Below are 24,229 nucleotides of genomic sequence, written 5' to 3'. Positions count from 1 at the left end.
ACAAGGAGTAAGGAACATGGGGAAGATAATTGGAATTGATTTGGGAACTACAACATCTGAAATCGCCTATATTAGAAATGGTAAACCAGAAATTATAGTAAATGACTTAGGTGATAGGATAACGCCTTCATTAGTTGGACTTACTGATGATAATGAAATTATTGTAGGACGATTGGTAAAAAGACACGCTATATTAAAACCAGAAAGAACTGTAATAGAAGTCAAAAGGTTAATGGGAACCGATACAAAAGTTAGCTTGGGAAAAAAACAATTTTTGCCCCAGCAAATATCAGCTATGATTTTGAAAAATTTAAAAAAATATGCTGAAGATTTTTTAGGTGAAAAAGTAACGGAAGCAGTAATTACTGTGCCAGCAAAATTTAATAATTTACAGAGACAAGCAACAAAAGAAGCGGGAGAATTAGCAGGACTAAAGGTAGAAAGAATAATAAATGAACCAACGGCCGCTGCACTTGCATATGGAATTAATAATTTGGAATCTGAAGAAAAAGTTCTAGTATATGATTTAGGTGGTGGAACTTTTGACGTTACAGTTCTTGAATTGTTTGATGGTGTACTAGATGTAAAAGCCAGTAGGGGTAACAATAAGCTTGGAGGAAAGGACTTCGATGAAAGAATAGAAAAATACGTTATAGAAGATTTTAAACAAAAATATGATATAGATTTAAGAGGTAATATTAAGGCAATGTCAAGGATAAAAGATGCATCTGAAAGAGCTAAGATTGAGCTATCAAGTATGGAGTCAACTGAAATAGATTTACCTTATATTGCTATTGATAAAGATGAAAATCCATTGGAACTTAGTATTAAATTAACTCGTAGCAAGTTTGAAGAACTTATAATGGATTTAGTAGAATCTACTGATAAAGAAATACAAGATGCGTTTAAGGCTTCTAGTTATAGTGCACAGGATATCGATGTTGTATTAGCAGTTGGAGGTTCAAGCAGAATACCTTGTGTAAAAAGGTTATTAAAGACTAAATTTGGCAATAAAATAAAAACAAATATTAATCCAGATGAAGCTGTGGCATTAGGTGCAGCAATACAAGCGGGAATAAAAAGTGATGAGATTAGTTCTGATGATAGCATATTAATAACGGATGCATGCAACTATACATTAGGAATAAGTATTGTTTCAGATGTAGGAAATGGTAGATTACGAGGTGGTATTTTTGATCCTATTATAATGAAAGATAGTAAACTACCTTGCACTGAAAAAAAGGTTTACTACACTATGCATGATAGCCAAACTAGTGTGGATATTAATGTTTATGAAGGTGATGGAAAACTGGTAATAGAAAATACACAAATAGCACAGTTTGTGTTAGAAGGCATTCCGGAGGCACCAAAAGGTGAGGAAGCCATAGAAGTAGCTTTCACATATAACCTAAATGGAATATTAGAAGTAACAGCTAAAATATTAAGCACTGGAAAATCAGTAAGTAAAATTATAGATACACAAGGTATTGATAAAAAAGATTCAATGTTCTTTGAAGAGGAAAGTTTAGATAATTGGCAAAAGTGTGAATTAGCACCAAAAGTTAAAAGCACAATAGATTTATGTGAAAGAAAAATGAAGAAAATGAATGATGACGACAGGGAAAAAGTACAAAAGACTTTAGATAAACTAAAAAAGGCAGTAATAGATAATAATGAGAAGTTAGTTGAAAAGTGTGATGATGAATTAACTGATTTACTTTTTGATATTGGCTAAAAAGTCTGTTTTTAGGAGTAAAAAATGAATAACTTAATTGAAATATCAAATATTTACTATAACAATGCATTGGATTATGTAAAAAATAATAAGATTTCAAAGGCAGTTAAGTTGCTTGAAAAATGTTTAAAATATTATGCAAAAGATGTACAAACTTTAAATTTGATGGGAATTTGTCAATACATGCTCTGCAATTTTGATAAGTCCTACTTTTATTGGCGTAAAAGTTTAACGTATGATATGCAAAATAATAGAGCAGGTCATTATTTGAATTCCCTAAATAGTGATGAATTTAAGATACTTATTGAAAAATACAATTTAGCAATTGATAATATCAATAATTTGAAATATGAAGATGCGATAAATGCACTGAAAGAAATTAATCAATTAAATAAAGAATTAATTGAACCGTATGTTATGATAGGACTTTGCTATTATGGACTAGTGGAATATGATTCAGCAAAACACTATGTACAACTTGCTCTTAGTATGGATAGGGAAAATGTTAAGTGCTTAATGTATTTGAATGAAATAAACAGTAAAAATATTATATCCAGTGATAAAAACAATAAATTCAAAAGTAACAATATAATAGCAGCTTGCTGCATAATAGTTTTTTTATTGATTGCAATTGTATTATATTATGAACATAATAAATATATTCAAATGTCGAGCAAGCTTATAGAGTATAAAAATAAGCTAAATGATAGTAACCTGGCACTTGAAAAAAGTAAGTCTCAGTATAGTAAAGCAGAAAATGAATTGAAAAATGAAAATCAAAAAAATGGTTTATTTAATGTAGAAACTACATTAGATAATAAAAATGTAAAAAATAAAAAATTTAGCGGCAGCCAATCTGAAATATTTAAGAATGGTATTTCAAATTTTAAAAATCAAGAGTATAGTCAAGCAATAGACAACTTTAAATATATTGTTAGTAATGGAATAGAAGAAGATTTAGTGGCTGAATCTACATATTATTTGGCCGTTTGTTACGAAAAAAAGGGAAACTATAAAATTGCAGAAAAATATTATAGTAATTATATAAGTAAGTTTGTCGGTAAAAATTACTATGATGATTCATTATATAATTATGGATTGATGTTATACAAGCAGGGATATAAGGATAATGCAAAGAATGTTTTAAAAAAGTTACAGCAAGAGTTTCCAAATAGTATATTTATAAATTCAAAAGTTAGGTATATTTTAGATAATTAAAATTATTTTAAATAAATTGGAGGTGGCTATAATAGAAGATTTATATGATATTCTCCATATTGATAGAACAGCAGACGATAGACAAATTAAAAAAGCATATGCAAAGTTATTAAGAAAGTATCCTCCAGAGAAAGCACCTGAAGAATTTAAAAAATTAAGCCAAGCTTATGAAAGACTAATTGATCCAATATCTAGGTCAGAATATGATGCCTTTTCGCAATATAAAGATGAAATAGATGAACATGATAAAGCAGGTAGCAAGGCTTTAGAAAATGAAGATTATAAAACTGCAATAAAAGAGTATAAAAAAATATTAATTATAGAACCTAATCTAACTTTTGCAAAGAATAGATTAGGATTAGCATTAGCTTATGATGAACAATATGACGAAGCTTTAGTACAATTTGAAGAGTTAATTAAAATCAATTCTAATAATGCAACTTTTTATAGTAATCTTGCCTATGTATATAAAGAAGAATTAGATTATGATAAAGCAGAAAAAGCATGGTTAAAAGCTTATGAAATTGATCCTATAAAAGATGATATTATTTTAGCATTATCGGAATTATATATAGATAAAAAAGAATATGATAAAGCAATTGCATTTTTAAAAAATTGCATAGGAAAAAGTAAAGATGATGATTTTCAAGATTTTATATATTATTTTCAAATGGTACAAGTATATATTTTTGCACATGATATAGATGGCATAGAAAAAATAATTGATGAAATTGAGAAAATAATCCCTGATGAAACAGAATCAAGAGAATATGTGGCATGGAAATTTGGAAAACTAGCATATGAATTATATGAAGCAAAAATATATAGCTTATCTGAAAGAATATCTAAAAGGGCACTTGAAATAGATGATAGTAATGATGCAATTAAAGAATTATATAACGATTCTAAAGAGCTTAGAGAAGCATTTGATTTATATGAAACACTATCAAAAGATGAAAGAATAATTGCACCATTAAAAGGACCCATTTCATACTACTTATATGCGGATGAATATGAAAAAGATGAACTAAAAGAAAATTGTGACAAAAATATACGTGCAATACAAAGTTATGTAGATGAAGATTTTATCAATGTAATAAAATCTATTGATATATTAAAGAGTGAATACAATATATTGTATAATTATAAGCGAGAACTTTATGAAGATATATATCGCATTTCACAAGAAAATAAAAAACATGATGATCAGTGGAATAGATTAAAAGATGATACTACTGTAGTTAATAGCATTATAAAATTAATTGCATTATGGTTATCAGAAGATTTATCAGAACAGGATCGAGATAAATATTTTAAAAATATAATAGAAGACATAAATCATGAAGCTACTAATAGTATTATTAGCAGTATTAATAGAATAAAATCTAATTACCCTGATTTATATAAGTTAAATCCAGATTTTTTAGAAAAGTTAAGGTCTGCAGCTGTAAAAGATAACAATTCAAATACAGCAAATTCAACGACAAGTAACAATAGTTATAATAGCAACGATCAATCCACTACTAGAAACTCTAAAGAAATTATTATTTTTTGTGAAAATTGTGGACAAAAGCTAAGGGTTCCAGAGAACTCAGGTAGAATCATTGTAACTTGCCCAAAATGTCATAAAGAATTTAGTTATAAAGCATCAGACTTTAATGAAGAAAGTACTAATAATTCAAATACAACAGGATCAACATCAAATAATAATAGTTGTGGTAGCAGTAAACAAACAACTAATTCAAATTCATCTAATATTGGTTGTGGAACTATTATAATTTGTGCAATTATTGGGGGATTTATTGGCCATGCAACGGGATTTATTATTGGAGCTTTTATAGGATTTTATATATCATCTAAAACATAATAAGAGTAGTTTCTCAGGAAGTAGGAAAACTTGTAGAAGAATCACAAAAGCTGAGTAAAATGGTACAGAGATTTAAAATTTAAAAGAATATATACATAGATTTTAAGTAAAAATTTAACTCAGAATGCCTGTATTTTTATAGGTATTTGTATAGAGAAACTTTAAATAATTATGCAGCGGAGGAGATTTTAGAATCTGAAATTTCTTTGTCTTTGCCGATAATGCTAAATAGTACTTCTCCAATAATCAAAATTCTGCCCAAAACAAATCTTAAGGTAATATTTTCTCCTAGATGCAAAGTTAAATAAATCATAAAAGGTAAATATATAAAAAAATAAAGTGAATAATAATAATATGCTTGCTCATTTAAAAACTGAAATTTTTATTTGAAGGGATCAATTTTTATGGAAATTATATCAATTGTTTTGATCATAATAGGTTTATGTTTATTTGAAGTAGTTTCAAGTATAGATAATGCTGTAATAAATGCTGAAGTTTTATCAACCATGTCTGAAAAGGCAAAAAAGTGGTTCTTATTATATGGAATATTATTTGCAGTATTTATAGTAAGAGGATTATTGCCTTGGGCTATTGTATGGGTTACAAATCAATCTCTTGGACCTATTGGAGCATTAACTGCAACTTTCTCAAATGATCCACATATAATAGAATCTATAGAATATTCAACACCTATACTTATGCTTGGAGGCGGGGTGTTTCTTGTATTCTTGTTTCTTCATTGGTTATTTATTGAAGATAAGCATTTAGGACTTGTAACTGAAGAATTCTTTTTAAAAAATGGTACTTGGTTTTATGCTGTTGTTTCAGTTATTTTAGTTGGTATTGTAGCATTAGCTTTAAAATACAATCCAGTACTTGCTTTATCGGCTGTAATTGGATCATCTGCCTTTTTTATAACTGATGGATTTAAAAAAAATGCCGAAGAAAACGAGAAAAAATTGCTAAACAATACTAGCGAAATGTCAGATATAAGTAAAATATTGTACTTGGAGATAATAGATACTACCTTTTCAATTGATGGAGTTTTAGGGGCATTTGCATTTACAATGTCAATTCCATTAATTATATTGGGGAATGGTCTAGGGGCTATTGTTGTTAGAAAGATTACAATGGGAAGTATAGAGAAAATTAAAAAATATATTTATCTTAAAAACGGAGCTATGTACTCAGTACTGTGTCTTGGCATTGTTATGGTTCTTGAAGGATTTCACGTTGAAGTACCTGAATACATTTCACCTTTATTTACGATTTTAATAATAATATTTTTTTTCTTTAAATCAAAAATGTATGTTGAAAAAAATCTGTTGTGAAAATTAAAATATATGTTAATATTTGATTAGTTTGAGTACATAAATTTTTTATTATATGACTAAAGTCTGTATCTGTAATGGTATAGGCTTTTTTGCATTTAGAAATAAATAGAGAGGTAATAGAAATTCAATTGTAAGCGTCAAATAATTACTGAATTAAAAAAATACTACCATAAAATTATGATTGAAGGTAAGCGATAAACTACCCGGTGTATAAGCATAAAAAATAAACGACCATTCGTTAAAATGGTCGTAATTTATTATGCTTTCTTTTTACATGAAGATTGAACCCATTGGTCCCATGGCAGGTATTCATCCAAGAATTCTGGATGTGCTTCAAATTGAACACCTGGTAAATTTTTAAACAAAAACTTGAGATAACTATAGGGCTCAAGGTCGTTAGCTTTAGCCGTTTCAATTATACTATAAACTGCTGCACTGGCTTCAGCTCCCCTTGGACTTCCACTAAAAAGCCAGTTTTTTCTTCCTATCGTAAACGGTCTTATGCTATTTTCTGATAGGTTGTTTGAAATCGCACAATTTCCATCTATCAGATAGTTCATAAATCCTTCTTTATTCTTTACTGCATAATCTACTGCCTTACCGAGTCTTGATTTTGGAAGACAGCTCTGTTTTATAGAATTAGCCCATCTCCAAAAGGCCTCAAGAATCGGTTTTTCCGTTTCAAGACGCTTCATTTTTCGCTCATCAGGTGTAAGATTGACAAGTAGTTTCTCTTCTGAAAAAAGTTTATTGCAAAAGTCAATTCCTATTGCCGGAAGTGTAGCTTCTGGACTTTTTATGTCTTTAGGAAGTGCTTCAACAAAATACCTTCTAAGATGTGTCCAGCACAGGCATCTTATTACTTCAGGTACTTTATTGTACCCACTATAACAGTCGGTATGAAGGTATCCTTTAAAACCTTTTAAAAATTTTTGTGGACAATTTCCACTTCTTGAAGGCTTGTAATCAAACAACCTTATCGGTGTTTGGCTTCCTGCATACGTACTGTATACCCACATATAGGATTCAGATGTGTTTTTCCTTCCAGGCTCCATAAGTACCTGTACAGGCGTCTCATCTGCATGCAAATATTTTTCTTCAATAAGTTTCTGGTGCATCAATTTTGTAAGTGGTATCAGCCAATCTCTAGCTGCAACCATAATCCAGTTACTCATTGTTGCACGGCTTAACTTTACCCCCAGTGACTCCCATTCTTTCTCCTGACGGTATAGAGGAAGGGCATCTACAAACTTCTCATACATGATATGGGCAACAGTAGATGGTGAAGCCATTGAATGCTGTACTACAGGGTACGGCATTGGTGATTTCTCTATATAAGGCAATCCTTCTTTTCTGCATTTCCTGCATTCGTAAGATTCCCGATAATAGTCAATAACACGAACTTTTGCTGGAATAAATTCTAATTCTGTGCGAATAAATTCTCTGCCAATGCTTACTAGAGATGTTCCACATTTTTCACAGAAACGTTCGTCTTCTTCAAGACCACAAATTACTGTATCATGGGGAATATCTTTTAGAAGTTCTGCCCGTTGTCCATTGAATTTCTTACGTCGGTAGTTTGCTACTTCCTGTAAGGTTGGTTCTGGCGCAGACGGCTTGCTTTCTGTTTCTACTTCATTAAAAAGGTTTATCTGGCCTGCAATTACAGATGTTTTTTCACTGCTCCTGCCAAATAACTTGTGTGTTAAAAATTCAACTGTCTCATGGAGGGTTTTATTCTCCTTTTCCAGCTGTATTATGCGATTTTTAAGCTCTAGAATTTCATTTTTGGTATACATAATTGAGACAGTTCCTTTACTATTTTTTATATATATTATTATACCATGAATTTCTATAAAACCGCATGATTTCAGATTTCTCTGACACTAGAGGGCATTTTGTACATCTACCTTTTTTACAGCCTTCGGCTGATTCAATGACAGTCCTTCCAGGAGCCATCGAAATTCCCGGGGAGTTATGCATTTTACTGCCTGTACATCCTGGGGCCACTGAAAACGTCCATTTTCTAACCTTTTATAAAGAAGTACAAAGCCATCACCCTCCCAATATAATTATTACGATATTTTAGTTATTCCGATGTTTTTCAAAAAGGTATATGAATACAAAAAACCTGTAGTATAAATATCGGAATAACTACTGGTATACTGTTTTTAGCAGATTTTAATCTGATTTAAAAAACAGGAGGTTACTATTATGGTACACAATGTCTTACCAGACTGGAACAAATTCAGCCAGAGGCTTACTCAGGATTTGAAATACTGTAATGTTACTGTAAAACGTTACAAATATGTATTTCATTCACTAGAAAATGACTATTTGAGTAAGTTCTGCAATTGTTTCAATGTTACAGATCAATTGAAAGGAAGCATGAGATTAATAGACAAGGATTACGCAGATGGCAAAATATCACGTGATAAACTTTTACGATTGCGAAGAGTGCTTTCAAAAATTTCTGATTACATCTATTATGGGGTGTTGAGCTGGAAGCAGCTTCCACAATACGAAAAGAGGTATGCTATTCAAAAAAATGAAGTCGTTTTGCAAAAATTCATACAGAATTACAGCAGGGATCATGCAGAATCCATCGCTTACCGAACAAAAGGAATCGTACGACAGTTTATGATTTATCTTGAAAATTATCAGAATAAAAATCTTGAAAAAATAAATGAGGAGAAGCTGCTTGCCTTTCTTCGTTTTATGAATATCAAAAGACCTGCAGGACTAAAAACGGTCATCTCATCATTAAAAAGTTTTGTCCTATACCTTTATCAGGAATGTATCGTATCAAAAGATTTTTCGTATGTATTAAAAAATCCCGTATCACCTCATCGAAGAATGTACAGAATTTTTTCATTGGAAGAAAAAAATCGTATACTGGAAGCAATTGATACTAGTACTATTTTAGGAAAAAGGGATTATGCCATTTTTTCAATTGCATCTGACTGCGGACTGAGAAGTTCCGATATTTCATCACTGAAACTAAAAGACATAGACTGGTATCATTCCTGTATTTCTATTGTACAGAACAAAACAGGGCGACCACTTATAATTCCATTTAAGAATAAAACCGGAAACGCCGTGGCTAATTACATTCTTCATGCCAGAGGGCACTCTGATTTACCATTTGTCTTCCTAAAAGAAACCTACTTCAATACAAAAATAACATCTTCCCTTTTATGTCTGCGGCTCGAAAAGTATATGGATTTAGCAGGTATCAAAAGAAGCCCTAAAGATAAGCTTGGTATGCATACATTCCGTAGGAGTCTTGGAACTGAATTAATGGAAAGCGGGAGCAGTCTTGAATTGGTATCACAGATACTTGGACATGATGGTACTTCTGCAACGCAACTGTATATATCCTACTCTGAGGAGTTACTGGCAGAATGTCCTCTTGATTTAAAAAGCCTTCCTTCTTTATGGGAGGACCAGTATGCAGAATGAAATATTTAGAAGTGGTTTTTCTAAGCAGCTATCGGAATTCCTTAATTTTAAGAGAGAATTTGGGCATCCTTATAAAAATGGTGCTTACTATCTGATGGATTTTGATCGTTTTTGCTCTGATAAATATCCGAATGCAGAAATACTAAATTCAGATATTGCCATGGAATGGTCATGTATCCGTCAAGTTGAAAACTCAAATGGTTTCATCAGCAGGATTACTCCTCTGCGTCAGTTTGGAAAATACCTAGTTCAAAAAGGTATAAATGCTTTTATCTTACCTGATGGATTGCATGGTAATTCGATGCCTAAAATTCCGTATGTTTTTTCAGATGCTAGCCTTCAACAGTTTTTTACAGTGGTTGACCATATGTCACCATATTATCAGTCAGCTGTACGCCATTTGGTTGCGCCAGTAATGTTCCGATATATGTATTGCTGTGGATTACGCCCTCGGGAAGCTCGATGCCTTCACAAAGAAGATGTTAACTTAAAAACAGGCAGGATATTTATAAGAGAATCAAAAGGGCATAAAGAAAGATTTATTATTATTCCTCAAGAGTTGATAAGGCTTACTGTAATATATCTGAAAGAAATATCTCTATTCTTTCCTGAAAGTACTGCATTATTTATTGACCGTAAAGGAAGATTCATGACTTATGACACTCAGAAATACTTATTTAGCCATTGCAGAGAGTTAGCAGATATAAAAGCAGCTGGTTCAAAGGAAGTTAATCTATATAGTTTTCGCCATACATTTGCCACTTTCCGAATCTACAAATGGATAAAAGAAGGAAAGGATATTGACACTCTTTTGCCATGTCTAAGTTCCTATATGGGACATGAAAAAATTGAAAATACATTGTATTATCTGCATCTTGTCCCTGAAGCCTTTACAAATATGACTGGAATAAATTTGAAGCAATTTAATTATTTGATACCGGAGGTGTCGTTAGATGACTAAAGATAGTAGTGTTTTTTATAAAACAGTTCGGAATTATCTGACAGTATTTTTGCCAAAACAAAAAGGGGTAAGCGATAATACAATTATCTCTTACCGGCATTGTCTTAATCAATTTCTAACTTACTTAGCGCATGAGAAGCATCTGGCATTTGAAAAAATTTCTTTTTCTGATTGGAACCAGCAAAATATCAGTGCTTACTTGGACTATATTTCCGATGTATCAAAGGTTTCTGTATCAACACGCAATCAGCGTCTTTTTTCATTACGGGCATTTCTTAAATATGCACGAATGATATATCCAGAGATAACTTCTGTATCACTTGAGATACAATCCATTTCTACAATAAGGGAACAAAAAATCCCTGTAGGTTTTTTATCTGAGAATGCCATGAAAACCTTGTTTTTGCAGCCCAATACCCATAAGAAAAAAGGAATACGAGATCTTTGTTTCATGGTTACCATGTATGATTGCGCTGCAAGAAATGGAGAAATGCTTTCATTAAAAGTAGATTCATTAAATTTGAAAGGGAAAACACCTACTATCCGACTTGAGGGAAAGGGAAATAAAGTACGACTTGTACCACTAATGGACAAAACAGTTGAACAGTTAAGAAGATACATGGATGCTTTTCATCCATTAGAGAGCATAAACAAACAGGAGTATTTATTTTATACAGTAATTCATGGAAAACGATTGAAGATGTCTGATGATAATGTAGCAAGATTTTTGAACCAGTATGCCTGTAAAGCCAGAGAACAATGTATTGACATACCTGAGAGGATAACACCACATTTATTTAGACATTCCAGAGCGATGCATCTATATAGAAATGGAATGCCCTTGCAGCTACTTTCTGAATATATGGGACACAGTTCACTTCAGTCAACATTGATTTATGCATATGCGGATACCGAAATGAAAAGAAAGGCCATAGAAAAAATATCAAAAAACAAGGTATTGCCTGAAGCTCCAACCAGCAATACTCCTATTTGGAAGACCGATGAAAATGTCATACGTCAACTGTATGGATTGATTTAAAATAATTATTCCGATGTTTTTAATGCAAAGCGAGGGGCTTATCTTATTTTTGCTCAAAACATCGGAATAACTAAAATATCGTAATAATTATATTTATTCCGACATCGGAATAAATATAATGCTTTCATTCTATCTCTCTTCCGACCGCAGAATAAAAATAAGCTATTTTGGAATGGATTCAGCTCAAAATTCTGCTGTACAATTGCAGCAAGTCCATCAATGGATTTTCTCATATCTGTATATCCAGTTGCAATATATACCTTCTCTGCTTTTGAAATATCACCCAACATTTCTGAGCACCTTTATAATATTTTGAATTAAACTTTCTGAGGCACTGTTGTGAATTTCAAGTACTGCAGAGCCTAAATGGACAATAACATCAGCTTGGGATGTTCCTGAAGGAACATAAGCTGTATCTGTAGAAATGACATTAGATATTTTGGGCATATCCATTGGAACTATTTGTCCCTGATGGTTTATTGAAGGCAGTGCTTTACAGGCAGCAGCACGTATTTTCCTTAGCCAGTAGTAATAACTGTTTGCCTTAATTCCATTATTCCTGCACCAGGAAGATACATTTTCTCCACTATCCATGCATTCACGTATGGTCTTAATCCATTTATTCATTCTATAATCCTGTGTTGTTTTTTGTACATCCATTTAAAATCTCCTATTAAAGTTTTTCAAGTTAACTTTAAAAACTTTAAAACTTATTTTAGAAGATTATCTCACATTTTTTAAACACTTTCTATCCAACTTCTTATTTGACGCTTACGATTGAAGTAAAGAATGGTATTGATGAGTGTATATTACAAGAACTAGATATTGACGAATCAAATTATAAAATTTGTGATAAATATTATGATATATATGATACGGATATGAATATTACACAGGCGATGAAGATAATAATGATTCGGACTTTCCAGATTAATAAGTTTTCTCATAATTGAAAATATTATGATAAGACGCCAATGGCACGTACAGAGACGAACCTAGCTGTACCTAATAGATAAAAATACAGGATTATCTTCTGATTTTGCCTTGATAAATGCTTCTTCTCCCCAGAAATACCAGTTTACTGGATTGTGTGCATGTTGAAGCAAGTATGAAGAGTTCTCATTTATTAATCTATTGGGCATACTTGTTAGGTTCATAATACCACCTCCTAGTAATATATTTTTATTATAGATTTATCTTCTAAAAAGGAAATTATTCAAAAAATAAAGTCAGCAAATTTTCATTAATACTGACAGTCAATGTCATTGTACTGGTATATAATTAAAGTAAATATAGAAGAAAAGCCTAATGATGAGCTATAGGTGAGAAGGTGATGTTAATTTGAGAAAATATAGAAAGATAAATAATGAATTGAATACTGCTGTTACGAATGGGCAAGAAATATCAAAAAGTGTCGTCTCAAATATGAATGAGTTTGTTGAAGTTAATAATAAAATGCTTGAGAATCATGAAAATTTGGATGAGATTTTTTCAGATATTGATGCTGAGTTTGTAAAAAAGACCTCAATTTTGAATCCGAAAGATCAGGTGTTCTTGTGGACGGCGGTTGCACTACAGACTGCAAGATGGGTATTGTTGCCGTCTTTTAAAGTTGATGATATATCTTTGGATTATAGTGATAGAAATGAAGCAGGAACAGAAGCTAAAAAGGGATTGAAAAATATGTTATATAGTAGCCAAGAAATATGAAAAAGAAGGTAGATTAATCTTAGAAGTAGAACAAGGTCAAAGATTGGCTTTATCATTAAAATACTTAACATTAACTACACTTAGAAAAGATATTGTTTTTGATAAAATGATAATATCTAATATTATCCCTAATATGGACAGTAGGATTTTATTTAAATATGGGCTTAATAAAAATAGTCCATATTCGCAAATTGAAGATTCTTTATGCAAAGAGGGTAAAGCTTTTGATTTGTATAGAGGTAAGCTGGATTATATATATTTATACAAATAACCCCACCGCAGCAGAATTGAAACGAAAATACTGCAACAGTACCTGTTATACTAAAGATTAGTTTTGGCGGGAATAAGATGCTGCCGAAGTTGCAAAGAAAATTCTAGAGTTCAAAAAGGTGAATCACTTACCCAAATGACTCAAGGATTTACTTCTATTAGATAGTGAAGAATAGGTTAGATATTTGCTTCTCACGACAGAACAGATTAGATGTTTTTTTGGCAAAAGAGCAGGGGAATATAGAAATTAGTGCATTAAAAATTTTCTGATATAGGGGGAAAAAATGATGAGTACGTTTGAAAGAAGTTTAAAAGGACTTTCCATCCTCAAGCAGGCTTTGCAATCTTCAGAAACAATCTTTCTGAAGCCTTCTGTCCTTTATAAATATGAGGATATCATCAGAGGCGTAACAGTTAATGGCACTCAAAAAAAAGCAGTGAATTTAAACACGACACAAGCATTTGGGAAAAAACTTACTTATGGCAATTTCTATGAAAATAAGAAAAAAGCAATGGAAGTGTGTGATGAATTTTTTCTCTCGAGAAAATACCGGATTATCAACGAAATTCATTCACATATTCGAACAAAGGAAGCAATGGATACATTTGAGCATGAATTGTATATGAATCTACAAGAGGCGCTTCTCGCTTATACTACACCTACTTTGATAGAAGAATCATATAACCGAATTCGAAAGGTGGTGGAACTCTATCTGGAGCATATCGTGTCCATGGCTAGTGAAATTGATAATGAAACTCGAAAGCTACTAACCCCGTTACTCTTTCTGCCGATAGACAGTTGGATTATTAAGAATGAATCCATTTTTGATAATGAAAGTATTTATCGATGGGGTTTGACACGTGGTTCTTCGTTCGGGGAAATTAGAAAAAAACCCTTGTTCGACGATATGCAGCGATACCTTGTGAAAAAGGCGAATGAAATAAGTATGGTGCTCGGAGCGGAATTTTATGTCATTTATTTCGATATATTCTGGAATAATCGTTTAAGTATGCCAGGTTGCAATCTATTTGGTGTACAGACTGCTAGTAGTCTAGTGAATACAAAAGCAGATATGAAAGAAACCGAACACTCTTACAAAAGGAACCTTGAATTGTCTGATTTTGCAGAAATTCAAATTAAAGAGAAGGATACATCCTATCCGCCGTTACTCAAAATAATTATTGATGAGCTTGCGGAACTGGGAATTTATAAAGAAAAATCATTCATATGCATCAAGAGAAAAAAAGGAGAGTATATTTGTGAGGCAGTTTCCCCACACGGACGACGTAAGAACATAGTCACAGTTTGGCCAAATTATCAAGGAGGAGGAGACATCCGGATTGTCGGTATCGGAAAATATGAGAAGCGGCGTTGCTTCGACCAAAGTGATATTGGAACAAATATGCTTCGAGGAGATCTACACATGTCATATAGCAAAACGCAGTGATGACAAACAATGAAATAATAAAGGAATTAACAGATTTAGACATTGATAAGATTTTTTCTAAATAAGGATTTACACGATAGAAGCAAATGATTTAATTTACTTAAATTCCATGATATACTACAATTAGTTATGACTTAATTGTTTTAGACTAATATGGAGATAATTATGTAAAAGTAATATGAGGAGTTTTTTATAATGGGAAAAGGGAATAAATTTTTACAACTAGAAAATTATTTTAAATCATGCTCAGAAAAAAATATATATTTAACACTTAATGAAATAGAACAAATGTTGGGGTTTCCATTAAGTCCTTCTGCTTATAAATATGTAGCATATTGGCATGCAGATAATACACATACTTTTCCTAATACATGGATAAATGAAGGATATAAGCTTGAAAGTTTGGATTTAAAGAAAAAAGTTGTTTCGTTTATAAAAGTTAATGATAGTGTAAAAAAACCTCAATCTAAAATAAAATCTATAGAGTTCCAAAATTCTAAGAAAAATATTAATACTGATTTTATAATTAAGGAAATCAAAAAATTCCATGAAGAAATTAGCAGAATTAAAGATGCACGATATAAATCATGGGAGCATTGTTATAAATTTTTTAAGGAAAATAGAGAAAAGAGATTTGATGAGAATAATGTTTTTGACAAATAGGATATGATAAGAGCCTATGAAACTAAATCTATGAAGTATTTTCCCTGAAGTGACAGGTATAAAGGGTAGGTCATGTCGGCTGCTTGAGTTAAAGGATTAGGTAACAGAATCCAATATTTAATATTGTCTCAGTATTGAATTCTGTAATCATCTTCTATAACATATTTCTATTATTGTTTTTCCTTTTTCCTAAATAAAATTGCCCGACTCCAGATAACATCAAAGATAGCTGGGGCAACATTTGTTTCTGGGTTTGTATAAATCCTAAAGCCTACATAAGCGTCCTCATTGTTATCAACACCGTATGCTGATCCAGAGGGGTTACCGGTACTGTAGGGTATTATAACTTCGTTACCTTCCTCAACTTTTCTTGCCATCTTTACTGCATAATAGTATTTCGAGTTCTTATAATCTTTAGGGAAATACTCGGTGGCTGGGTACTTTGAGTTATCTGTAATATTAGCTCCGACAACGCCGTTCCAGAGCTCTTCGCCGTAAAAGCTTATGTTGAAAAATGTTGCCAATCCGGATTGTACGTGGTCAACGCCATATAGTATCACAAAATCCTCATCAGTTTTTAGTTGGAATTTGTCTGTCCTTATATAGAGGCCATCTCTGTTATCATAATACACAGGAACATCCTGTAATATTCCCTCATAACCATCAAGTATCCAGAGTTTTGAATCCAGATCTATAGGTTCATATTCTTCATTTTCATATTTCCTAATTATCTCATTTCGTAAGTAATTTAGTCCATTTCTTGCATAAGGAACAATCTGAAACTCAGTGGTGCCAGTTTCATGCATCTTAAGGTTCGGTATTGGCCAGAGATTTAGATAGGGATAAGGAGTTTTTGGAGTAATACGTAATACCTTCACATAGTTTTTAAGGTTATTGATATAATCCCAGCCAGCATCATGATCTAACCAAATTGCAGCCCTCATTATAAACGAGAAAGTATCTTTTCCCTTTTCAAGCCCAATGTTCGTAAGTCCCATAGGGATGTTGTCATCGTTCATAATACCTAGATTAAATCCTGATTTAACTAGAGCATCACGCATTTGCTTGTTAATGCCTCTGTCTGCAGTTGTAATGATGATGGTGGAGCTGTTGAACGGATTTCCAGGGGCACCATAAGGTGTATTATCAGTCCAGATATTATGGTTATTGATCTGATCACCCATGCTGGCACCGATGTTGTGATAAAAACCAGTATTGTCATTGCCTGCCGTAATAGTATCACTGTAATCTTTTGAGCGTTCGTTTTTCACAAATCCAAGGTAACTTCTGTAACTAAAGTTATATGCCGATGGTGGGGTCTTTCCGATTAATACAATAGCCTCGTCAGCACGCAGCTTATAGTCCATTCCAGGTGCTGTGTACTCTATATTAGCTGGATAATTATTAGGATCCTGAGGATTATATCCTTTTGGAGGTTTCTGAGCTGGAGATGGATCTTGGTTTGGTGCCGGTGGAAGGAGATAGGTTGCATAAGGAGCACCTGCATTGTTCGCAAAGGCAGTGTCAATTTTACCTTCACTGACTAGCTTAAGTATATCTAAATACTTCAGTTTTCCTTCCTGAACAATAAAACCTCTGTCTTCTAATGTAGAGATAAAACCTGTTATCTTTGTATCCTCAGCATTTGCACAATTAGAGAATTGTCTTGAGAAGTTTCGGTTATACATTGGTGTATTAATGCAGTGAGGGCATGAATACATTTTGCAGCTATTACACATGGGGGAAAAACTATACATTGGAGTGTTAAAGTAGTAAGAATGTGTCTTATGCATATTATAATTTCCTTTCAAAGACTTTTTATCATCTTATGTTAAGTAAGTAAAATACGTGCACTAATATGTATAAATGATACGTTCTTGTGGTTATATCCAAAATGAGGAAAAAACTTGAAATAATACTTGAAATAATGTATTATCAAATAGTCATCGGATAAAAGTAGACAAAAACTGAAATAAAAAAAGTGAAGAAGATATAGAAGAAAATCTTGAGCAGAGAGCTTGAAAAAATCAATAGATTTTTTTATTGTATAAGAACATATTATAGATAAAAGTTAGTAATATGAATGGTTTGAAGCCCTTGAATGTACATACATTCGAGGGCCTTCCTGTGCGAAAACATATAAATAGAGCAAAGTGTTTTGGGTAATATATTTCAAAAGTTAGCACATGGAGTGTATTTATTTTTTGAAGAAGAATATGTTAAAAAGTACAGCAGGAAGATTAATTAGAGGGGGATACATTATGAAGATTTCAAAGAAGGATGCGTTAAAATGGTTTGAATTTTTTTCGATATTACCAGAGGATGAGGAAGTTATGACAAAACAACAAGAAATCATTTACGCTACCTTTGCACAAATTGAAGCAGCAATTGATCATAGAAATGATACGTTAATGTCGGAAATTAGAGGTTTGAAAGCTTTAAAGAATAGAACTTTTTTTGTGGGAAATGAAAGCAAATTCCCAAAAGGATGTCGTTCTTGTTTGCTTGGAACTGGTTTAAGTGCAATTAGGAAAACCAACAAATGTAACTTGGAGTGTAAGTTCTGTTATGATTATGGAGAGATAGAAGATATGCCTCCAATTGGTGAAGGTATGTGGGAAATTGGAGGTACAAAGTTTTATGAGAAGGATATTGATTTATTACTTTCCATCCACCAGAAACCTACTGGTATTTCTTACGTTTATTTAGAGCCATTTATGGAAATTGAAAAATACTATTCTATAATAAGGAAATTTAATGATGCAGGGATTTATCAACATCTATATACAAATGGTACTTTAGCTTCGGAAGAGACATTGAAAGCATTAGGTGAAGCTGGTCTTGATGAGATACGTTTCAACCTGGGTGCCACTAATTGTTCAGACAAAGTTATTGAAAATATTGCAATAGCAAAAAAATATATTAAAAATGTAGGTATTGAAACTCCAATGACTCCTGAGTTTTTCAAAGCTTTTTTTGAGAAAAAGCAAGTAATCTTAGATACAAAACTTGATTTTATAAATTGTGCAGAATTACATTTAAATGAGAATAACATAAACAATTATTATGGGGAGAACATGTATATTACAAGGCAAGGATATATATCTCCAATTTGGAGTAGGGAATTAACTTTGAAATTTATGAAAATAGCCGATGAAGAAAACTGGAATTTAGCAGTTCATGATTGCTCAAATCATACAAAGTTTGCCAGAGGCTTGAACTTGAGCAGCAAAGAGGGCAAGTGGTTTGGAGCTAGTGACTATTCCTGTGAGTTTTCTAGGATACCATACGCAGTATTTTTACCAATACTGCGTGATGACAATTTCAAGTTTTTAAGTGAAGAAGAATTGCCTGAGGGCTATAAACCAGGAGAGTTGATTTTTTAGAAAGTCTTTAATTATACACTTTTGTAGAAAAGAAAATATAGCTAGGGAGAGTTCTTGAGTGTTAGTGATGCACTTGAGGGCTTCTTTGCGTTACAAATATAGTTAACTTTACTATGCAATAACATATTATGATACAACCTACACGTATCTCTTATACTATATTTATGATATAATTTGGCTGAAAAATAGAGTTAGGAGGATTAGAATGGGTAATTTGATTAATTGTAAAGATTGCGGAAAAGAAGTTAGTAAAAAAGCAAAAATTTGTCCTCATTGTGGTGCAAAATTAAAGAAAAAGAAAATAGCGTTGGGTGTTATTGTTGCTATTGCAGCATTATTTATTGTTATTAGTGCTGTTTCAAATGGTTCAAAAACAGGTTCAAACAATACACCGCAAAAATCAGTATCAACAGACAACAATACTAAAAAAGATAAAAACGAAGGAATTACAAAAGAAACTTATGATAAAATTCAAAAGGATATGACAAAAGAACAAGTTGAAGCATTATTAGGTAAGCCAACGTCTGTAAGTGAAAGTGATACACCTGGAATTGGAAAAATGGAACTTTATCATTATCAAAAGACATTTGAAACGAAAGCTATTACTATAACATTCCTTGATGGTAAAGTATACACAAAGAATTGGACTCAACTATAATAAAATACTTGTACAGACTATTATTCGTAAATATATAAGGCAGAATAAAGAAGCCTAACTATAAGATAGAATTGCTAGTGTTAGTTACTAGTAATTCTTTTTTTTGCTAATATTCATAGTAAAAGTCTATTAAACGAAAATTGCAGGTTAATCTCTATGACTTCTTTATGTTTAAATATGTCTTTCAATTTAGTTATTAGTATGTAAAAATATGCTATAATTTTCTTAGATATAAAAAATATATAAATGGGGATGTTTATCATGGAATTGCAGAAAGAAAATTTAAGCAGTAAAATCTTGAAGTTATACGAAGAAGTAACAAAGAGTTTAGAAGGGAGAACGCTGCGAGTAATAATGCAAAGACCTCCTATTGGTAATAGTAAAGCTCAATATATTCGTAATGATAAAGGCAATTTTGAAATATATATTACTCCAGAATTATATTCAGATTATATCTTCTCTCATGAATTATTACATGTTTATATTGCAGCTAATCAAACTTTACCTATATTAACTTCTTTTGATAAAAGTGCTGATGAGACAAGTAAATCTTTGTCATTATTGCTAAATGGTATAACTCAGCATAAGTGGATAATGAATGAGCAAAGACGTAGAAATATATTGGGTGAAAAAGAATTTCTTAAATCTGAGCTTACTAATTTAATGGATATGTCATACAATGAGTCAGGCATAGCAAGTGAAAACTTTCATATAATAAATACTATATATGAATTTATTAGTAACTATTATGAATATATTAATACCATTGAAGAAAGTTTAGGTGAAAAGTATCCTTTATCATTAGCCTATGCAAAAGAACTATTTGAGGAGCAATCAAATTATGACTTAAGTTCTCCATTTTATGCTAGAAGGTATATTGTTAAAATTATTAACAAATGGATTGAGTGGTTTGCTAAAGATGGTGGACAGTATGATTTTTTAAAAAGGAAAATTGTTGTAAAACCAGTTTTTAGTGAAAGACAACTAAACACAGTAGCAGGAGCTATATTAGGCATAGACAGACGAAATGATGGTGTTTATTGTTTTTATACTAAAGTTGATAATCAAAAATGTTGTCCAAATTTCAAACCTAATATTAATTCATTGGATCAGGGAAAGAAAATACTTAATGTAAATGTTTTAAGTCTATTATTAGATAAATTGGAATTACCATATTATATAGATGATAGAAAAGGTAATTGGACCCATAAGAATTGCCAAGTATTAGCTTATTAGAATATTGCATTATATACAGGGATGGCTAATTAGTTGTCCCTATATTTAAAGGAGGTTAAGGAGAAAAAATGAAAATTGTTAAATATGTAAATAACTATAATATAATTAGCAAATTTAAAAATATAATTTTAATGGCAGCTATTTTTAGCCTTTTTTTTCTAATATCGTTTAATGTACAAGCAGCAAGCTTTACAGATAATCAAACAGTAGATTCTAATAAAACATGGACAATTAAATTTACAAGTGATATTGGATTGGACGATTTGACTAAACAAGGTATAACAGTAACAGACAGTAAAGGTACTAAAGTAAATGTAGGATTACATCTGGGACAAGATGGCAGAACAATTACAGTGACAGCTCCACAAGGTGGATATACAGTAGGAAAAAGTTATATATTGAACATTGGAAGTAGGGTACATTCTACAAAAGGCAAGACGTTGAATAAAGAATGCAAATTGAAATTTAACATTAAGAGTAATGAAAATAAAATCTTAAGCGGAAAAAAGATTAAGTCAGGCAACCTATCTACAGATTATGATATTAAACAAGCCTTAAGTGATATAGATAAGCTTAAATTAAATACTTTAAATATACCTGTAAAGATAAAAATAAATAACCTATCTTCAAGTAATATGGAGGTTGATAAAGATAGTGAGGATAGAGCAATAAGCTTGATAAAACAATTAAAAGGTAAGAATATAAACATAATATTAGAGCCCTATCCTTGGATAGCTGAAGGTGCAGAAAGGGAAACAGATTGGAATCCAGATAATATAAGTGCTTTCTTTTCAAATTGGAAGATAAATGTACTCAAATCATTAATAGATGATATTGCAAATCCATACAATGTAGATGTACTAAACATAGGAAGCAACTTTGTAAATATAGAACCCGAAGAAAAGAATTGGTGTGATACTATAGATTATGTTAGAAAATATTATAAAGGATTAGTAACCTATAGAACCAATAGGTGGGATACAGCATCATGGGATCCTAAAAGTATTACTGACTATGAAAATAAGCTAAATAATAAGCTGTTTTCAAAATTAGACTTTATATCTATTGCAGCTTATTTTGAGCTTACAAATAATCCTACAAATACTGTTGAAAATCTTGTAAGTGCAATAGAATGTTCTCAAGTAGTATCTGATAAAGGACAAGTCAGAAACCAAAATATAAAACGAGAAATAAAAAACTTTTATGATAAATGGAATAAACCTATCTTCTTTGGAGAGCTTGGATTCCCTAAAACTGATAAAGCATCCTTTCATCCATGGAATCCACGGGAAAATAGCACTGTAAATAATGTTGAGCAAGCTAATTGTTTTGAGGCTTACAAGATAGAGTTTGAGAATGAACCGTGGGTTTTAGGATTCTCTGTATTTGCAATAGGTAACCAAGAGGGAGATAAAAAGTATTACCCTAGTGAACAAAGTACATCAGTTATCAGAAATTGGTACAGCAAAGAACAGTAGGTAAATTATTTTTGCTATTAATTTCATAAGGAGGGGATTGCAATGAAATGGTTTAATAATTTAAAGGTAATTCAAAAACTCATAACTGGTTTTATTATAGTAGCTCTTTTTATAGGTATAGTTGGTGCAGTTGGTATAGTAAACATGAGAAAGATAAATTCTAATTATAATACAACATACAACAATGATTTTATTGGCATAAAAAATCTTCAGCAGCTATATGTAAACACTTTAACTATGCGTGTTTCGGTTATGAGAATAGTTGAAGATAAAAATGTAACTGGAACTACTGATGCAAAAGATGTAGCTCAAAGAATCATAGATAATAGTAAATTGTTGTCAGAATATAAAAATAACTATTTAAGCAATTTTCAACGAAATTCATTTAATTCATTGACTAATTATTTAAAACAATACGAAGACTTGGATAGTGAATCTATAAGTCTTGTGAGTAATGGAAAATATGCTGAAGCATCTAATTTAAGTCATTCAATAGGCGATGCAAGAGATAAAGTATCTAATTCTTTGAATGAACTGATTAAAAGTTCGCAAAAGGATGCAAATAATGCAAAAATACAAAGTGACGCATTGTATTTAAAATCTTCTGAAATCATGGTTACTGTATGTGTGTTAGGATTTATAATTGCAATTGTATTGGGATTAATAATATCTTTGTCAATATCAAATCCTTTAAAAAAAGTTTTAATTTTTGCAGAAGCTATGGGAGAAGGAGACTTCACCTCAACAATCGATATAGATACTGAAGACGAAATTGGTAAAGTAATTAAAGCTTTAAATAGGGCTACTACTAATACAAAAAATTTAATATCTGAGATAATTACAAGTTCAAAACATATAGATGTTTCAAGTGAAGAGCTTTCTGCTGTAGTAGAAGAAGTATCATCAAAAGTTGAAAATATAGACAGTGTAGTAACAAAAATACAATCTGGGATTGAGGAAACAAGCTCATCTTCTGAGGAAATAACAGCTTCTGTAGAAGAAGTAGATTCAAGTATCAATGAATTGTCTGCAAAAGCTGTGGAAGGAAGCAATAATGCAAACAAATCCAAAGATAGAGCTACTAATGTAGAAAAGCAAGGTAAAGATGCTATAAAGGAAGTAAAAAATCTATATGAAGAAAAGAAAAAGAATATGCTAAAAGCAATAGAGGAAGGTAAAGTAGTAGAAAACATTAAGGTTATGGCAGACACCATTGCAAGCATAGCAGAGCAAACAAATTTACTTGCACTTAATGCAGCCATTGAAGCAGCAAGAGCAGGAGAACAGGGTAAAGGATTTGCAGTAGTGGCAGAAGAAGTGAAAAAACTTGCAGAGCAATCATCCGAAGCAGTTACAGGTATACAGGATACCATTATAAAGGTTCAGGATGCATTTAAAAACCTGTCTGGAAATGGCAGTGATGTATTGAGGTTTATTAATGAAAATGTAGACCCTCAATTTGAGCAATTTGAAAATATGGGAAAGCAATATTATGATGATTCTGATTTTGTGACCCAAATGTCTGAAGAAATAGCATCTATGTCAGAAGAACTTACTGCTACAATTGATCAGGTAAGTCAGGCAGTGCAAAGTATGACAATAACTGCACAAAAATCTTCAGAACATACAGAAACAATAGTAGGAAGTATAGATGAAACAACAAAAGCAATAGAGAAAGTAGCCTTAACTGCACAAAGTCAGGCAGAACTTGCACAGAAACTTAATGAACTGGTGATGAAATTTAAGATATAATTAACTATGGTT

19 protein-coding genes and 2 pseudogenes are annotated in these 24,229 nt (G+C 31.6%); 15 read left to right on the top strand and 6 right to left on the bottom strand.

Annotated features, from left to right (window positions below):
- The first annotated feature begins 16 nt into the window (after window positions 1–16).
- From CLRAG_RS08275 to CLRAG_RS08260, 4 genes are all read left to right on the top strand, one after another.
- Complete coding sequence (locus tag CLRAG_RS08275) at window positions 17–1,735, top strand: Hsp70 family protein (protein WP_065077989.1); 1,719 nt, start codon at window positions 17–19, stop codon at window positions 1,733–1,735.
- A gap of 24 nt (window positions 1,736–1,759) precedes the next feature.
- Complete coding sequence (locus CLRAG_RS08270; RefSeq protein WP_065077988.1) at window positions 1,760–2,953, top strand: tetratricopeptide repeat protein; 1,194 nt, start codon at window positions 1,760–1,762, stop codon at window positions 2,951–2,953.
- 22 nt (window positions 2,954–2,975) lie between these two features.
- Window positions 2,976–4,820, top strand: coding sequence for a DnaJ domain-containing protein (locus CLRAG_RS08265; protein ID WP_154104964.1), 1,845 nt, complete (start codon window positions 2,976–2,978; stop codon window positions 4,818–4,820).
- A gap of 404 nt (window positions 4,821–5,224) precedes the next feature.
- Window positions 5,225–6,151 (top strand): DUF475 domain-containing protein, encoded by a 927-nt coding sequence (locus tag CLRAG_RS08260; RefSeq protein WP_065077986.1) that lies wholly within the window; start codon window positions 5,225–5,227, stop codon window positions 6,149–6,151.
- A 260-nt stretch (window positions 6,152–6,411) separates the two neighbouring features.
- Here CLRAG_RS08260 and tnpC read toward each other — a convergent pair whose 3' ends face one another.
- Window positions 6,412–7,953 (bottom strand): IS66 family transposase, encoded by a 1,542-nt coding sequence (tnpC, locus tag CLRAG_RS08255; RefSeq protein ID WP_065077985.1) that lies wholly within the window; start codon window positions 7,951–7,953, stop codon window positions 6,412–6,414.
- A gap of 87 nt (window positions 7,954–8,040) precedes the next feature.
- Window positions 8,041–8,214: pseudogene (gene tnpB / locus CLRAG_RS21385) on the bottom strand (IS66 family insertion sequence element accessory protein TnpB); the annotation flags it as partial.
- A gap of 154 nt (window positions 8,215–8,368) precedes the next feature.
- Here tnpB (CLRAG_RS21385) and CLRAG_RS08250 point away from each other — a divergent pair.
- From CLRAG_RS08250 to CLRAG_RS08240, 3 genes are read left to right on the top strand one after another with little or no spacing between them, the layout of a single operon-like run.
- Window positions 8,369–9,616 carry a tyrosine-type recombinase/integrase gene (locus CLRAG_RS08250; protein WP_065077984.1) on the top strand — a complete coding sequence of 416 codons (1,248 nt, stop codon included), beginning with the start codon at window positions 8,369–8,371 and terminating at the stop codon, window positions 9,614–9,616.
- Window positions 9,606–10,577 (top strand): tyrosine-type recombinase/integrase, encoded by a 972-nt coding sequence (locus tag CLRAG_RS08245; protein ID WP_065077983.1) that lies wholly within the window; start codon window positions 9,606–9,608, stop codon window positions 10,575–10,577. The genes CLRAG_RS08250 and CLRAG_RS08245 overlap by 11 nt, the downstream gene beginning before the upstream one ends.
- Window positions 10,570–11,616 (top strand): tyrosine-type recombinase/integrase, encoded by a 1,047-nt coding sequence (locus CLRAG_RS08240; protein ID WP_065077982.1) that lies wholly within the window; start codon window positions 10,570–10,572, stop codon window positions 11,614–11,616. The genes CLRAG_RS08245 and CLRAG_RS08240 overlap by 8 nt, the downstream gene beginning before the upstream one ends.
- Window positions 11,617–11,669: 53 nt before the next feature.
- Here CLRAG_RS08240 and tnpB (CLRAG_RS08235) read toward each other — a convergent pair whose 3' ends face one another.
- The 3 genes and pseudogenes from tnpB (CLRAG_RS08235) to CLRAG_RS20145 form a co-directional block, all read right to left on the bottom strand.
- Window positions 11,670–11,906: an IS66 family insertion sequence element accessory protein TnpB gene (gene tnpB / locus CLRAG_RS08235; protein WP_083985623.1), complete on the bottom strand. Its 237-nt coding sequence runs from the start codon at window positions 11,904–11,906 to the stop codon at window positions 11,670–11,672.
- A complete protein-coding gene (gene tnpA, locus CLRAG_RS08230) occupies window positions 11,896–12,276 on the bottom strand; it encodes an IS66 family insertion sequence element accessory protein TnpA (protein WP_065077981.1) in 381 nt (126 codons plus the stop codon). The genes tnpB (CLRAG_RS08235) and tnpA overlap by 11 nt, the downstream gene beginning before the upstream one ends.
- 338 nt (window positions 12,277–12,614) lie before the next feature.
- Window positions 12,615–12,773 (bottom strand): annotated as a pseudogene (locus CLRAG_RS20145) (DUF255 domain-containing protein); the annotation flags it as partial.
- Window positions 12,774–12,957: 184 nt separating this feature from the next.
- On the opposite strand from CLRAG_RS20145, the gene CLRAG_RS08225 reads away from it, so the two are divergent.
- From CLRAG_RS08225 to CLRAG_RS08210, 3 genes are all read left to right on the top strand, one after another.
- The gene (locus CLRAG_RS08225; protein WP_065077980.1) at window positions 12,958–13,326 is read left to right on the top strand and encodes a hypothetical protein; all 369 of its coding nucleotides are present in this window, start codon (window positions 12,958–12,960) and stop codon (window positions 13,324–13,326) included.
- A gap of 557 nt (window positions 13,327–13,883) precedes the next feature.
- Window positions 13,884–15,044 (top strand): hypothetical protein, encoded by a 1,161-nt coding sequence (locus tag CLRAG_RS08215; RefSeq protein WP_065077978.1) that lies wholly within the window; start codon window positions 13,884–13,886, stop codon window positions 15,042–15,044.
- 195 nt (window positions 15,045–15,239) lie between these two features.
- Window positions 15,240–15,707 carry a DUF7662 domain-containing protein gene (locus tag CLRAG_RS08210; RefSeq protein WP_065077977.1) on the top strand — a complete coding sequence of 156 codons (468 nt, stop codon included), beginning with the start codon at window positions 15,240–15,242 and terminating at the stop codon, window positions 15,705–15,707.
- Window positions 15,708–15,877: 170 nt separating this feature from the next.
- Here CLRAG_RS08210 and CLRAG_RS08205 read toward each other — a convergent pair whose 3' ends face one another.
- Entirely contained in the window at window positions 15,878–17,500 is a 1,623-nt protein-coding gene (locus CLRAG_RS08205; RefSeq protein ID WP_083985619.1) for a hypothetical protein, read from the bottom strand.
- A gap of 468 nt (window positions 17,501–17,968) precedes the next feature.
- On the opposite strand from CLRAG_RS08205, the gene CLRAG_RS08200 reads away from it, so the two are divergent.
- From CLRAG_RS08200 to CLRAG_RS08180, 5 genes are all read left to right on the top strand, one after another.
- Window positions 17,969–19,093, top strand: coding sequence for a radical SAM protein (locus CLRAG_RS08200; protein ID WP_065077976.1), 1,125 nt, complete (start codon window positions 17,969–17,971; stop codon window positions 19,091–19,093).
- 205 nt (window positions 19,094–19,298) lie between these two features.
- Window positions 19,299–19,751: an outer membrane protein assembly factor BamE domain-containing protein gene (bamE, locus tag CLRAG_RS21065; protein WP_065077975.1), complete on the top strand. Its 453-nt coding sequence runs from the start codon at window positions 19,299–19,301 to the stop codon at window positions 19,749–19,751.
- A gap of 261 nt (window positions 19,752–20,012) precedes the next feature.
- Entirely contained in the window at window positions 20,013–20,987 is a 975-nt protein-coding gene (locus CLRAG_RS08190; RefSeq protein WP_065077974.1) for a hypothetical protein, read from the top strand.
- 440 nt (window positions 20,988–21,427) lie between these two features.
- Complete coding sequence (locus tag CLRAG_RS08185; protein ID WP_476695874.1) at window positions 21,428–22,465, top strand: glycoside hydrolase family 113; 1,038 nt, start codon at window positions 21,428–21,430, stop codon at window positions 22,463–22,465.
- 42 nt (window positions 22,466–22,507) lie between these two features.
- Window positions 22,508–24,217 carry a methyl-accepting chemotaxis protein gene (locus CLRAG_RS08180; RefSeq protein WP_065077973.1) on the top strand — a complete coding sequence of 570 codons (1,710 nt, stop codon included), beginning with the start codon at window positions 22,508–22,510 and terminating at the stop codon, window positions 24,215–24,217.
- Window positions 24,218–24,229: the final 12 nt, after the last annotated feature.

The organism is Clostridium ragsdalei P11, assembly GCF_001675165.1.
In the GTDB taxonomy this organism is placed as follows: domain Bacteria; phylum Bacillota; class Clostridia; order Clostridiales; family Clostridiaceae; genus Clostridium_B; species Clostridium_B ragsdalei.
Note: the sequence above shows the minus strand (reverse complement) of the source record. Positions and strands in the feature narration are given on the sequence as shown.